The sequence below is a fragment of the Actinoalloteichus caeruleus genome, from assembly GCF_049311605.1.
Taxonomy (GTDB): domain Bacteria; phylum Actinomycetota; class Actinomycetes; order Mycobacteriales; family Pseudonocardiaceae; genus Actinoalloteichus_B; species Actinoalloteichus_B caeruleus.
Genome location: NZ_CP186005.1, coordinates 1,720,817 through 1,733,399, shown reverse-complemented (window position 1 = coordinate 1,733,399; position 12,583 = coordinate 1,720,817). Strand labels below are relative to the sequence as shown.

The 12,583-nt window shown below is 73.1% G+C and carries 13 protein-coding genes; 1 reads left to right on the top strand and 12 read right to left on the bottom strand.

The annotated features are described in order from the left end of the window. The gene (locus ACOJVX_RS07805; protein WP_026418909.1) at positions 1-675 is read right to left on the bottom strand and encodes an MBL fold metallo-hydrolase; all 675 of its coding nucleotides are present in this window, start codon (positions 673-675) and stop codon (positions 1-3) included. Positions 676-1,259: 584 nt separating this feature from the next. Between ACOJVX_RS07805 and ACOJVX_RS07800 the strand changes: the two genes are divergently transcribed. Next, positions 1,260-2,105: a peptidylprolyl isomerase gene (locus tag ACOJVX_RS07800; RefSeq protein WP_026418910.1), complete on the top strand. Its 846-nt coding sequence runs from the start codon at positions 1,260-1,262 to the stop codon at positions 2,103-2,105. A gap of 324 nt (positions 2,106-2,429) precedes the next feature. On the opposite strand, the gene ACOJVX_RS07795 is transcribed toward ACOJVX_RS07800, so the two are convergent. From ACOJVX_RS07795 to ACOJVX_RS07745, 11 genes are all read right to left on the bottom strand, one after another. Continuing rightward, positions 2,430-4,739 carry a RelA/SpoT family protein gene (locus ACOJVX_RS07795; protein WP_422647367.1) on the bottom strand — a complete coding sequence of 770 codons (2,310 nt, stop codon included), beginning with the start codon at positions 4,737-4,739 and terminating at the stop codon, positions 2,430-2,432. 285 nt (positions 4,740-5,024) lie between these two features. After that, a complete protein-coding gene (yajC, locus tag ACOJVX_RS07790; RefSeq protein WP_026418912.1) occupies positions 5,025-5,444 on the bottom strand; it encodes a preprotein translocase subunit YajC in 420 nt (139 codons plus the stop codon). Positions 5,445-5,604: 160 nt separating this feature from the next. Further along, positions 5,605-6,639 carry a Holliday junction branch migration DNA helicase RuvB gene (gene ruvB, locus ACOJVX_RS07785; protein ID WP_035274754.1) on the bottom strand — a complete coding sequence of 345 codons (1,035 nt, stop codon included), beginning with the start codon at positions 6,637-6,639 and terminating at the stop codon, positions 5,605-5,607. A 130-nt stretch (positions 6,640-6,769) separates the two neighbouring features. After that, the gene (gene ruvA, locus ACOJVX_RS07780; RefSeq protein WP_026418914.1) at positions 6,770-7,372 is read right to left on the bottom strand and encodes a Holliday junction branch migration protein RuvA; all 603 of its coding nucleotides are present in this window, start codon (positions 7,370-7,372) and stop codon (positions 6,770-6,772) included. Positions 7,373-7,376: 4 nt separating this feature from the next. Next, complete coding sequence (ruvC, locus tag ACOJVX_RS07775) at positions 7,377-7,940, bottom strand: crossover junction endodeoxyribonuclease RuvC (protein WP_026418915.1); 564 nt, start codon at positions 7,938-7,940, stop codon at positions 7,377-7,379. 220 nt (positions 7,941-8,160) lie between these two features. Further along, a complete protein-coding gene (locus ACOJVX_RS07770; protein WP_103055544.1) occupies positions 8,161-9,069 on the bottom strand; it encodes an Fpg/Nei family DNA glycosylase in 909 nt (302 codons plus the stop codon). Between the two features lie 180 nt (positions 9,070-9,249). Further along, on the bottom strand, positions 9,250-9,744 hold the full coding sequence (locus tag ACOJVX_RS07765; RefSeq protein ID WP_026418917.1) for a DUF4262 domain-containing protein: 495 nt from the start codon (positions 9,742-9,744) through the stop codon (positions 9,250-9,252). A gap of 167 nt (positions 9,745-9,911) precedes the next feature. After that, positions 9,912-10,661, bottom strand: a complete 750-nt coding sequence (locus tag ACOJVX_RS07760) for a YebC/PmpR family DNA-binding transcriptional regulator (protein WP_026418918.1) — start codon at positions 10,659-10,661, stop codon at positions 9,912-9,914. 118 nt (positions 10,662-10,779) lie between these two features. Next, positions 10,780-11,424 carry a pyridoxal 5'-phosphate synthase glutaminase subunit PdxT gene (gene pdxT / locus ACOJVX_RS07755; RefSeq protein ID WP_026418919.1) on the bottom strand — a complete coding sequence of 215 codons (645 nt, stop codon included), beginning with the start codon at positions 11,422-11,424 and terminating at the stop codon, positions 10,780-10,782. Positions 11,425-11,539: 115 nt separating this feature from the next. After that, entirely contained in the window at positions 11,540-11,848 is a 309-nt protein-coding gene (locus ACOJVX_RS07750) for an AzlD domain-containing protein (RefSeq protein ID WP_026418920.1), read from the bottom strand. Beyond that, positions 11,845-12,552, bottom strand: a complete 708-nt coding sequence (locus tag ACOJVX_RS07745; RefSeq protein ID WP_417853732.1) for an AzlC family ABC transporter permease — start codon at positions 12,550-12,552, stop codon at positions 11,845-11,847. The genes ACOJVX_RS07750 and ACOJVX_RS07745 overlap by 4 nt, the downstream gene beginning before the upstream one ends. Between the last annotated feature and the right edge of the window lie 31 nt (positions 12,553-12,583).

Sequence of the window (12,583 nt, the reverse complement as noted above, 5' to 3'; positions counted from 1 at the left end):
TCACAGTCCTCTGCGCAGGAAGGGGTTGACGGCACGCTCGCGGCCGATGGTCGTGGTCGGTCCGTGGCCGGGCAGCACGGTCGTCTCGTCTGGCAGCGTCAACACCCTGGTCCGCAGGGTCGTCAGCATCCGCTCGTGGTCGCCGCCGGGGAGGTCCGTCCGCCCGATCGAACCGGCGAAGAGGGTGTCCCCCGACAACATCAGACGGTCCGGACCGTCGCCTCCCGGCGGGCCGGTGTGGAAGCACACCGACCCGCCGGTATGGCCTGGCGTGTGGTCCACCCCGATCGACAGGCCACCGAACTCGAGGGTGGCGCCGTCCGCGAGGTCCCGGACCTCCGCCGGCTCGCTCATCTCCAGTCGCCCACCCAGCAGCGCGGCGACGTCCGGTCCGAGTCCCCGCAGCGGGTCGGCCAGCATCGGCCGGTCGTCGGGGTGGACCCACACCGGAACCCCGTACTCCTCGCAGATCGAGGCGGCGGAGTAGGAGTGGTCGAAGTGCCCGTGGGTGAGCAGCACCGCCAGCGGGGTCAGCCGGTGGGTGCGGAGCCGTTCGGCCAGCGGCTCCCCGACCTCCTGGCCGGGGTCGACGATGACGCAGCCCTCGCCCTCCGCCGGTGCCAGCAGGTAGCAGTTGGCCTGGAGCGGACCGGCCGGGAAGCCGACGACGAGCACGCGAGAACCTCCAGCGGGGTGGTGTCCGTGGTCGCGTCGCGTAACGGTCCGGCACACCGTGTGAGCGCCGGGCAGCGCGGAGCGACCCGCCACAGCCTAGCCAACCGGTGTGGCCACCTCGGTTGGCATCTCGTCCCGGCTCCCGCTCCGGCCTCGACCCGACGACCCGGGTGGGTGCCGACGCGCCGGGGACGCGCGTGCGGTGTCACCGGCGGAGGCGTGCGGTGTCACCGGCGGAGGCACGGCACGAACCCGGTCCGGGTGGTGGCCCGCCACGACGTCGAGGAGGGGGCATGGCGGCGGCCCACCGGAGCCGGGCGCCACGGTCGCGACCGGCTCGGGGCCATCGGCGGTCGGCGCAACGGTGCGGTCCCTCCCGGCCCGTCCCCCGACCTCCCGCCCCCGCCGGCCGGAGGTCGTCCGCCCCCGGCCCGGCGCGCTCCCCACCGCCCTGCCCGCGCCGCCACGGGTCGGAGTCGACTGCCCCGTCCGCACCAGGCACGAACCTCTCACTACGCTCGTACGGCTTCTCGACATAGACTCACCGGCTGCCACCGCCGTGTCGATCCCTGGGAGGGAGCGAGGTGCCGAGCAACGAGCAACGCCGCCAGGCAGCCAAACGCAAGCTGGAGCGCCAGCTGGAACGCCGGGCACAACGGGCCAAGCGCCGCCGCACGATCGGCGTCAGCGCCACCGTGCTGGGGACCGTGCTGGTCGTCGGTCTGGTCTACTTCCTGGCCACGATGGGCGGCGGTGACGACGAGCAGACCGCCTCGGACGCCACCGACCCCGCCACCAGCGGCGAACCCGAGATGCCCGAGGCGGTGACCACGGAGGGCCCCTGCGCCTACATCGAGGCCGAGCAGCCGCCCGTCGACGGCCTGCCCGAGGTCGGGATGCCGGAGGACCCGGACCCGACGCCCTCGGAGGGCACGGTCTCGGTGACCCTCGGCACGAACGAGGGCGAGATCCCGCTGACCCTCGACCGTGAGCAGGCGCCGTGCACGGTGCAGAGCTTCCTGCACCTCGCGGAGAGCGGCTACTTCGACGCCTCCCCCTGCCACCGGCTGGTGGACAGCACCGACGCCCTCGAGGTCCTCCAGTGCGGCGACCCGAGCGGCACCGGCATGGGCGGCCCCGGGTACAACGTCCCGGACGAGATCGACCCGGAGCAGACCTACCCGCGCGGCACGCTGGCGATGGCCAACTCCGGCGCCCCGAACAGCGGCGGCAGCCAGTTCTTCATGGTCTACGGCGACTCCAACGCCCTGGGCCCGCAGTACACGGTGTTCGGCTCCATCGACGAGGGCGGGCTCGAGGTCGTCGACGAGATCGCGGCCGCCGGTCACGACGGCTCCATGGAGGCGCAGGCGGGCGGTGGCGCACCCAACACCGAGGTGACCATCGAGACCGTCACCATCGCGAGCTGAGCCACCCGGACGAACCGACGTCCCCCGAGGCCCGGCCGCCGCACGGCGGCCGGGCCTCGTCGTGCCCGGGGGTCGCTCGCGCGGTGGTGCCGGCCGACGCGCCGGACGAGCCCGCCCTACCCACCAGACGGGGGACGGAGCGACAGCCCGCCGGTCGTACCGGAAGGGGAGGGCCACCACCAGCGCCCCGCCTCCAGCGCGGGTCACGGCCGGGGCCGGGCGACAGGCCCGCCGGCATCCGCCGCGCGAGCCGGGCCGCGTTGGGGTGCCGCGCTCCACCGGCGGCGGGGTGCCCAGCACCGGGGAAGCGCGCGGGGCTCCCGCTCAGCCCACCGAGGTCACCCGGTAGACGTCGTAGACACCCTCGATGTTGCGCACCGCCTTGAGCACGTGACCGAGGTGCTTCGGGTCGCCCATCTCGAAGGAGAAGCGGCTGACCGCCACCCGGTCGCGGGAGGTGGTGACGGACGCGGAGAGGATGTTCACCCGCTCGTCGGCCAGGATCTTGGTGACGTCGGAGAGCAGCCGGTGCCGGTCCAGGGCCTCCACCTGGATGGCGACGAGGAAGACCGAGGACGCCGAGGGCGCCCACTCCACGTCGACGAGCCGTTCGGGGGCCGCGCGCAGGTCGTCGGCGTTGGTGCAGTCGGTGCGGTGCACGCTGACCCCGCCGCCCCTGGTGACGAACCCGAGGATCTCGTCGCCCGGGACAGGGGTGCAGCACCGGGCCAGCTTCACCCAGATGTCGCGCATCCCCTTGACCGTCACGCCGGCGTCCCCGGTGACCCGCCGCCGGTGCGGCACGGTGGAGGGCGTGGACCGCTCGGCCAGCTCCTCCTCGGCGTGCTCCTCGCCGCCCACCAGGGCCATCAACCGTTGCACGACGTGCTTGGCGGAGGACTGGTTCTCCCCGACGGCCGCGTACAGCGTGCTGATGTCGGTGTAGTGCAGCTCCCGCGCGACGCCGCCGATCGTGTCGGCCGAGACCAGCCGTTGGAGCGGCAGGCCCACCCGGCGGAGTTCCTTGGCGATCGCCTCCTTGCCGGTCTCGATCGCCTCCTCCCGGCGTTCCTTGGCGAACCACTGCTTGATCTTCGCCTTGGCCCGGGGCGAGGAGACGAACGACAACCAGTCGCGGCTGGGTCCCGCGCCTTCCGCCTTCGAGGTGAAGATCTCGACGACCTCACCGTTCTCCAGGGTCCGCTCGAGCGCGACCAGCCGCCCGTTCACCCGGGCACCGATGCAGCGGTGCCCCACCTCGGTGTGCACGGCGTAGGCGAAGTCGACCGGGGTCGAGCCGGTCGGCAGGGTGACGACGTCCCCCTTGGGGGTGAAGACGAAGATCTCGCGGGCCGCCAGGTCGTACCGCAGGGACTCCAGGAAGTCGCCGGGGTCGGCCGCCTCCCGCTGCCAGTCCAGGAGCTGCCGCATCCAGGCCATCTCGTCGACCTCGACGGCCTTGCCCCGATGGGTGCCCTTGGTCTCCTTGTACCGCCAGTGCGCGGCGATGCCGTACTCGGCCGTCCGGTGCATCTCGTGGGTCCGGATCTGCACCTCCAGCGGTTTCCCGTCCGGACCGATGACCGTGGTGTGCAGCGACTGGTAGACGCCGAAGCGCGGTTGGGCGACGTAGTCCTTGAAGCGCCCGGGCATCGGCTGCCACAGCGCGTGCACCACGCCCATCGCCGCGTAGCAGTCGCGGACCTCGTCGACCAGGATGCGCACCCCGACCAGGTCGTGGATGTCGTCGAAGTCCCGTCCCCGGACGATCATCTTCTGGTTGATCGAGTAGTAGTGCTTGGGGCGGCCCTCGACCTTGGCGCCGATGCGGGCCAGGTCGAGGTTGGCCGACACCTGCTGGATGACCTCCCGCAGGTAGGTGTCCCGGGACGGGGCGCGGTTGGCGACCAGGCGGACGATCTCGTCGTACTTCTTGGGCTGGAGGATCGCGAAGGCGAGGTCCTCCAGCTCCCACTTCACGGTCGCCATGCCGAGCCGGTGGGCCAGCGGGGCCAGGACCTCCAGGGTCTCCTTGGCCTTCCTGGCCTGCTTCTCCGGCGGCAGGAAGCGCATCGTCCGCATGTTGTGCAACCGGTCGGCCAGCTTGATGACCAGCACCCTCGGGTCGCGGGCCATCGCGATGACCATCTTGCGGATCGTCTCGGCCTCGGCGGCCGCTCCCAGCTTGACCTTGTCGAGCTTGGTCACGCCGTCGACGAGGTGCGCCACCTCGTCACCGAAGTCCGCGCTCAACCGCTCCAGGGAGTAGTCGGTGTCCTCCACCGTGTCGTGCAGGAGCGCGGCGACCAGCGTCGTGGTGTCCATCCCCAGCTCGGCCAGGATCGTGGACACGGCCAGCGGGTGGGTGATGTAGGGGTCGCCGGACTTGCGGCGCTGGGAGCGGTGCTTCTCCTCGGCGACGTCGTAGGCGCGCTGCAACAGCGCCAGGTCGGCCTTGGGGTGCAGCTCGCGGTGGACGGTGGCCAGCGGTTCCAGCACCTGCTTGACGGAGGAGGACCGTTGCGCGGTGATCCTCCTGGCCAGCCGAGCCCGGACACGTCGGGTCGCCGACGGCTGCCGGTTTCCCGTCGCGGGGACGGCCGCCGTGGTCGCACGCTCGACGTCCTGACTCAACGGCACGCTCCAGGCTCTTCTCGACGTTCTGCTCGGCCCGCCTGCCGGCGGTCCGCCCGCTTGTGCCCCGAAGCACCTCCGGACACTGAGAATAACGCCGGGGCTGGCCGAGGTCTTCCGCCAGGTCGGACTCGCCGACGAACGGTCCTCACCAGGCGGCGGGACGCCCGGGCGTCACCCTCGTGCCACGACCCGACGAACGCCTGTCGGCCTCCCACCGTCGGTGGAAGGCCAACCACGGGCGTCTCCTGGAGAACCCGGGCCCGACGAGCCCGGGCAACCGGGTCAGTCGTCCTTCTTGCCGTCCTTGGCGCCGACGGAGGTCGTGGCCTTCTCGGCGTCCGAACCGTCCTTGTCGTCGGCCAGCTCGCTGGCCAGGCCGTTGGTCTCGGGCAGCCCGACGGTCTCGTCGGTGGACTCGCTGGTGGCCTCCGAGGCCTCGGCCGGCGGCTGCACGCGCTCACGGACGGCCGCGCGCACCCAGGTGGTCACCACGCCGGGGGCCACCTCCAGGCCGATCGTCTCGTCATCGCTGGTGTCCGCGACGGTGGCGTAGAGCCCCGAGGTGGTCATGACCTTGTCGCCGACCTCCAGCGAGCCCTGGAGCTGCTGCATCTCCTGCATGGCCTTCTTCTGCTTCCGGCTCGCCAGGAACAGCGGCAGCACGATGAGCAGCAGGAAAAGCGGAAGGATGAAGGATTCCATCATTCTCCGTTCGGGGACGCCCACGCGGGTTGACACGTCCGATTGTTCGGGTTTGCGATTCCCAGTGTGCCAGTCCCCGAGAGGTCCTCCGCGTTCCGCCCCTTACCGGGAGCACACACTCCGTTCGTGCGCGTGCACCGAATCGCCGTGCGTCACCACTCTAACCCTCGCCGCCAGGGGCGGTCCGCCCCGCGGTCTGCGCGGCCGCCGCGTCCTCCGGCGGGAGCAGGCCCAGGTGTTCCCAGGCCGCGGCCGTGGCGACCCGGCCGCGGGGGGTCCTGGCGAGCATTCCCGCCCGCACCAGGTACGGCTCGCAGACCTCCTCGACCGTCCCCGGCTCCTCTCCGACGGCGACGGCGAGCGTCGAGACCCCGACCGGGCCTCCCCCGAAGGACCGCACCAGGGCGGTGAGCACGGCCCGGTCCAGCCGGTCCAGTCCCAGTTCGTCGACGTCGTACACCAGCAGGGCGGCCCGCGCGGTCTCCACGGTGACGGCGCCGTCCGAACGGACCTCCGCGTAGTCGCGGACCCGGCGGAGCAGCCGGTTGGCGATCCGGGGCGTGCCCCGTGAGCGCCCGGCGATCTCCCGGGCGCCGTCGGGTCGGAGGTCGACCCCGAGGATGCTGGCGGAACGGGTGATGATCCGCTCCAGCTCCGCCGGGGAGTAGAACTCCATGTGGGCGGTGAACCCGAAGCGGTCCCGCAGGGGACCGGTGAGCGCCCCCGACCTGGTGGTGGCGCCGACCAGGGTGAACGGCGCGATCTCCAGCGGGATGCTGGTGGCGCCCGGCCCCTTGCCGACGACCACGTCAACCCGGAAGTCCTCCATCGCCAGGTACAGCATCTCCTCCGCCGGCCGGGCCACCCGGTGGATCTCGTCGATGAAGAGCACGTCGCCCTCGGCCAGGTTGGAGAGCATGGCGGCGAGATCCCCGGCCCGCTCCAGGGCGGGCCCCGAGGTCATCCGCACCGAGGCGCCCAGCTCCGCCCCGATGATCATCGCCATGCTGGTCTTGCCGAGTCCGGGCGGCCCGGAGAGCAACACGTGGTCGGGAGGGGCACCCCGGTTCCTGGCCCCGGTCAGGACGAGTTCGAGCTGCTCGCGCACCCGGGGCTGCCCGACGAACTCCGGCAGCGACCGGGGCCGCAGTGTGGCCTCGACATCCCGGTCCCCGGGTTCCGCGCTGGTCGACAGCGCGTCCTCGCCGCCCCGCTGACCGGCCCCCGTTCCGCCGGAGCCGACGTCGAGGTCCGCCCAGTCATTCGCCCAGTCGTCCGTCACGTCACCGCCCCGTCGTCCTCACGTCGTCCCACCTGGCCACGCCTCACCGCTTGCGCCCCAGCAGCGCGAGGGACTTCCGCAGGATCCCGGAGGTGTCCCCGCCACCGTCGGTGGCCAGCACCTTCTCCACCGCCTGCTCCGCCTGCTTCGCCGTGAACCCGAGACCGACCAGGGCCTCGACCACGTGGGTGCGCCGCTGGCCGGCGTCCGGCGCCGCCGCCCCGTCCCCACCGCCGGCGGGAGCCACCGGGCCGAGCTTGTCCCGCAGCTCCACGACGAGGCGCTCCGCCCCCTTGCGGCCGATGCCGGGCACCTGGGTGAGGGTGGTCAGGTTGCCCTCGGACACCGCCGTGCGCAGCTGGTCCGGTTCCAGCACCGCCAGCATGGCCAGCGCGAGCCGGGGACCGACGCCGGAGACGGTCTGGAGCAGTTCGAAGAGCTCCTTGACCTCGTCGGTGGGGAACCCGTACAGCGTCCAGGAGTCCTCCCGGATGACGAGGCTGGTCACGAGCTCGACCTGTTCGCCACGTCGCAGCCCGGCCAGCGTGGTCGGGGTGGTGCGCACGGCGAGCCCGATCCCGGAGACCTCGACGACGGCGTGGTCGAGACCGACGGAGCGCACCGTTCCGCGTACCGAGGAGATCACCGGCTCATTCCTTCCTCCTGGCCGCCGCCAGCCTGGCCCGGTGGGCCTTGGCGAGCTGGGCCGCCTGGGCCTGGGCCTGGGCCAGCCGCGCGGACACCGGGCCCCGCCACAGGTGGCAGATCGCCAGTGCCAGGGCGTCGGCGGCGTCGGCCGGCCTGGGCACCTCGGTGAGCCGCAGGATGCGGGTGACCATGGCCCCGACCTGCTTCTTGTCCGCCCGACCGGAGCCGGTCACGGCGGCCTTGACCTCGCTGGGGGTGTGGAACACGACCGGGAGGGAACGGCGGGCCGCGGCGAGGGCGACGACGCCGCTGGCCTGCGCGGTGCCCATCACCGTGCGCACGTTGTGCTGGCTGAACACCCGCTCGACGGCGACGGTGTCGGGTCGGTGCGCGTCCAGCCACCGTTCGACGGCGTCGGACACGGCCAGCAGCCGCTCCGGGAGTTCCGCGTCGGCGGGCGTGCGCACCACGTCGACGGCCACGAAGCGCACGGCCCGGCCGTGGCCACCGTCGACGACACCGATCCCGCACCGGGTCAGGCCGGGATCGACGCCGAGCACCCGCACGCCTCGCCTCCCGCCGGTCGGCCCGCCCTCCGGTGCCGGTGGCCACCCGGCCACCGCCCGGCCTGGGGCGGACGAACATCAGTTCGAGCGATCAGGCTACCGGTTCGAGTGGATCACGCCGCGAGCGGCGCGCCCGCCCGCCTCCCACCGGCGGTCCGATCCGCCGCCGCCGTGCGAGGGGCTCGGAGGCCGGTTCCCCGGCGCCCGGAGCGGGCGCGGCTCACCCCGGTGGTTGGCAGCGGGGGCACCACAGGCTGGATCGTCCGGCGGTGCGGCTGTGCTCGAGGGTGGTGCCGCAGACCGGGCAGCTGGCGTCCGGTTGGTCCCGCAGCCCGGTCAACCAGCCCTTCTTGTCGGGAACCCGGCCGGCCTTGACCGCCTGCGGGAGCAGCCGCCGCAGCTGGCGGTGCAGCGTCCGCCGCTGGGAGGGGGTCAGGCGGGCCAGGCTGCGGTCCGGGTGGATGCCCGCGCGCCACAACATCTCGTCGGCGAGCAGGTTGCCGATACCGGCCAGGACGCCCTGGTCGATCAGGGCGGCCTTGACGGCACGTCGGGACGGGGGCAGGCGGGCGTCGAAGTCGCGGAAGTCGAGGGTGGCGGCGTCCGGCCCCTGGCCGGCGAGCAGCTCGTCGACGCCGCGCTCGTCCTCGGCCAGCCAGATGCCCTGGAGCTTGCGCTGGTCGCGGAAGCGCAGCTCACCCTCGTCGAGGACGATCCGCACCCGGTCGTGGCGGTGACCGCGTCGGCGGTCGGGAGGCGCCTGCCAGCGCAGCGACCCCGTCATCCCGAAGTGCAGCGCGAGGACGGGGCCGCCAGGCACCCGTCCGGCCCCTGCCACGCCGTCCCCGTCGGCGGGGGCGGGGGCGGGAACGGCCGGGTTCCCGTCGGCGGGCGCGGCGGGCCGGTCCTCGCCGGTCGGCGCGGCGTGGTCCTCGAAGCGCAGCAGCAGCCACTTGCCGTGCCGATCCGCCCGGGCGAACCGACGCCCGCGCAGGGCGGCGGCGAGCTCCTGGGGAGAGGCACCGTGCAGGATCGCGGCGTCGAACACGACGACATCCCGGACGGGCCGGCCCAGGGCGTGTTCCACGACGACGCGACGGAATCCCTCGACATCGGGCAGCTCAGGCATCGCAAGAAGGCTGCCACGTGCCGTGCCGGGTGTCGACACCGGCCGACCGGCACCGCCGGTGGCCGCCCGGGCAGGTGGCGCGCGTGCGCGGAGGTGAGGGGGCGGCGTTCCCGCGGGCGCACCCGGAGGGCACGGCCGGCCCGGGGGTGCCCGGAGCCGTCCGGGGTGCGGCGGGGCCCGTCAGGGACCGGTCTCCCCCGGCACCCAGCTCTCGGGGCGGCCGCTGTCGGTGAGCACCGGCTGGTACTGGGCGAACCCACCCGGCGCGTCCGGTTGCCACGGCCAGGACCCGTCCGGCGCGGCGACGATCATCTGGAGGGCGGGGAAGGTGCCCTTGCGGTTGAGCAGGAAGGCGTGCCCGAAGTACTCGGCGTAGAAGCCCCGGTGCACCCGTTCGAAGGTGACGGGCAGGTCCTTGAGGAACCGTTCGTAGCACCGGCCCGGGACGAAGTCCTCCCCCGCGCGGGCCCGCTCCGAGTACGTGCTGAGCACCGCGTGGGCGACCTTGGGCGGCAGGCCGATCACCACGACCTCCGGCATGCCGCAACTGCGGTAGACGCCGACGGTCTGGGCGAAGGGCGGCGCGTTCCGCTCCTCGGCGACGTGCACGATCGCGACGCCGTCCTCCTCGGCGGCGGTCCGCAGCCTCCGTCGGAGCTCCTGGTCATCGGCCACGAAACGCACCTCCGGGCGGGACGTCGCGCTACTTCTCCCGTCAGCGCGACCCTACGGGACGCCCCACCGGGGCTGGGAGGAAGCCCTCCGCGTCGCGGGGAGCCGTCACGACCTCCGGAGCGGGCCCGGTCCCGGACACCCGGGACCGGCCCGCCCTGGCCCGGTCGTCAGCCGACCTCGGCCATCACCTCGTCGGAGACGTCGAAGTTCGCGAAGACGTTCTGCACGTCGTCGCAGTCCTCCAGCGCGTCGATGAGGCGGAACACCTTGCGGGCGCCCTCGGCGTCCAGCGGCACCGTGGTGGAGGGCAGGAAGCTGGCGTCAGCCGAGTCGTAGTCGATCTCGGCCTTCTGCAGGGCGGTCCGGACCGCCACGAGGTCGCCGGCCTCGGCGACGATCTCGAAGCTCTCCCCCAGGTCGTTGACCTCCTCCGCGCCCGCGTCCAACACGGCGAGGAGGATGTCGTCCTCGGAGAGACCGTTCTTGGGCGCGATCACCACACCCTTGCGGTTGAACAGGTAGGAGACCGAACCCGGGTCAGCCATCGAACCGTTGTTCCTGGTCATCGCCGTCCGCACCTCACCAGCGGCGCGGTTGCGGTTGTCGGTGAGGCATTCGACGAGCACGGCGACACCGTTGGGGCCGTAGCCCTCGTACATGATGGTCTGCCAGTCGGCCCCACCAGCTTCCTCGCCCGCGCCCCGCTTGCGCGCCCGCTCGATGTTGTCGAGGGGGACGGAGTTCTTCCGCGCCTTCTGGATGGCGTCGTACAGGGTGGGGTTGCCGTCCGGGTCCCCTCCCCCGCTGCGGGCCGCGACCTCGATGTTCTTGATCAGCTTGGCGAACAGCTTGCCACGCTTGGCGTCGAGGGCGGCCTTCTTGTGTTTGGTCGTGGCCCACTTGGAGTGGCCGCTCATCTCTCCTCCGTCTTCGTCGCGATGCGTCTTCCTGCGCTCCGGGCGCTGCGTGGAGCCGTGACGATCCTACTGGTCGCCGGGACGAGGCGAGTCGCCTCCGGTCGGGCGCGGCCGGGGGTCAGGCCTCGCGCACGGTGCGGACGAACAGCTCGTGCACCCGGCCGTCCCGGCCGTCGGCCGCGAGCAGTTCGGGGTGGAAGGCGGTGGCCAACGCGTTGCCCTGGCGCACCGCGACCACCCGCCCGGCGGCGGGGCCGGCGGCCGGGATCTCGGGGACCCTGGCCAGCACCTCGACCCGGTCACCCACCGACTCCACCCAGGGGGCCCGGATGAAGACGGCGCGCAGCGGTGCCGGTTCCGCGTCCCCGCCCGACCCGAGACCGGCGAAGTCGAGGTCGGCCTCGAAGGAGTCGACCTGGCGACCGAAGGCGTTGCGCCGGACCACCATGTCGATGGCACCGAGGGTGTGCTGTCCCTCCCGCCCGTCGAGGACCTCCTGGGCCAGCAGGATCATGCCGGCGCAGGACCCGTAGACCGGCAGCCCCGCCGCGACCCGGTCGCGGAGCGGTTCCAGCAGTTCGAAGGTCTCCAGCAGACGGCTCATCGTGGTGGACTCCCCGCCGGGGAGCACGAGGCCGTGCACCTCCGCGAGTTCCTCGGCGCGGCGCACCGGGCGCGCCACGACGTCCTGCTCGGCCAGCGCGAGCAGGTGCTCCCGCACGTCGCCCTGGAGTGCGAGCACCCCGACGACCGGCTGCGCAATCGACACGGAGAAGACCTCCAAGCTGGGAAAACACTCGACGTCACATCTTAGGTACTCACCCGGTCGGCGGAAGGCGCGGGTGAGCTCGGTACGGGCGGGACGGGGGCCAGCCGGTTCAGGGCAGTCCGAGCAGCCGGAGGCCCGCCGCCGTCCCGGCCGCCGCCAGCACGACCACGACGAAGGGGGCTCGGCGCCAGGCGAGGAGTCCGCCGACCGCGACGCCGATCGGCCGGGCCCAGCCGGCGAATCCCGGCCCCTCGGTGAGCGCGGCGGTGGCCATCAGGGCGGTCAGCAGTGTCGTCGCCGCCACGGCCAGTCCCCGCCGCGCGGCCTCCGACAGCCGTACCCGGTCGCGCAGGAGCGGGCCGGCCACGCGGAAGGCGTAGGTGCCGACCGCGAGCAGCACGATCGTCGTGACGGTCATGGGGACTCCCTCCTCGCCCAGCGGGGCAACGGCAGCAGCAGGGCGACACCGCACAGGGCCAGCAGGACCGGAACGCCGGCGGGGAGCAGCGGAGTGGTGAGCACGGCGACCGCCCCGCCGACGAGGGCCGCCCGGCGGGTGGCGGCGTCCCGCAGGGAGGGCAACAGCAACGCCAGCAGCGCCGCGGGGAAGGCGGCGTCCACGCCGAAGACGGCGGGGTCACCGACGGCGCCGCCGATCAGGCCGCCGAGCACCACGGCCGGCTGCCAGACGACGAAGAGCGTGATCCCGGAGATCCAGAAGACCCGGCGCGCCCGGTCCGGATCCCGCTGGGCCATCGCGAAGGCCACCGACTCGTCGATGATCAGGTGGCTGCCGACCAGCTTCGCGGCGAGTCCGCGCCCGAGGAGGTGGCCGATGGCCAGGCCGAAGGGCAGGTGGCGGGCGTTGAGGATGAGCCCGGCGGCGAGCGCGGCCAGCGGAGCGCCCCCCGCGGCCACGACGCCGACGGCCATGAACTGCGAGCCGCCGGCGAACACGAGCAGGGACATCAGGACCGCGAGCCAGATCGACAGACCGCTGGCCACCGCGATCGCGCCGAAGGACAGGCCAACGACGCCGACGGCCACCGCCATCGCGGCGATGTCCCGACGTGCCTCCGGCTCCAGGACCGGGCCGCGTCGACGGGTCCACGGGCTCACCACGGGGTCCGCCTCACTAACCTGAACAGGAGGA

Bases quoted from the DNA above. Each gene is read 5' to 3' on its own strand.
- yajC (WP_026418912.1), bottom strand. From the start codon at position 5,444: ATGGAATCCTTCATCCTTCCGCTTTTCCTGCTGCTCATCGTGCTGCCG.
- ACOJVX_RS07770 (WP_103055544.1), bottom strand. From the start codon at position 9,069: ATGCCTGAGCTGCCCGATGTCGAGGGATTCCGTCGCGTCGTCGTGGAA.
- ACOJVX_RS07760 (WP_026418918.1), bottom strand. From the start codon at position 10,661: ATGAGCGGCCACTCCAAGTGGGCCACGACCAAACACAAGAAGGCCGCC.
- ACOJVX_RS07750 (WP_026418920.1), bottom strand. From the start codon at position 11,848: ATGACCGTCACGACGATCGTGCTGCTCGCGGTCGGCACCTACGCCTTC.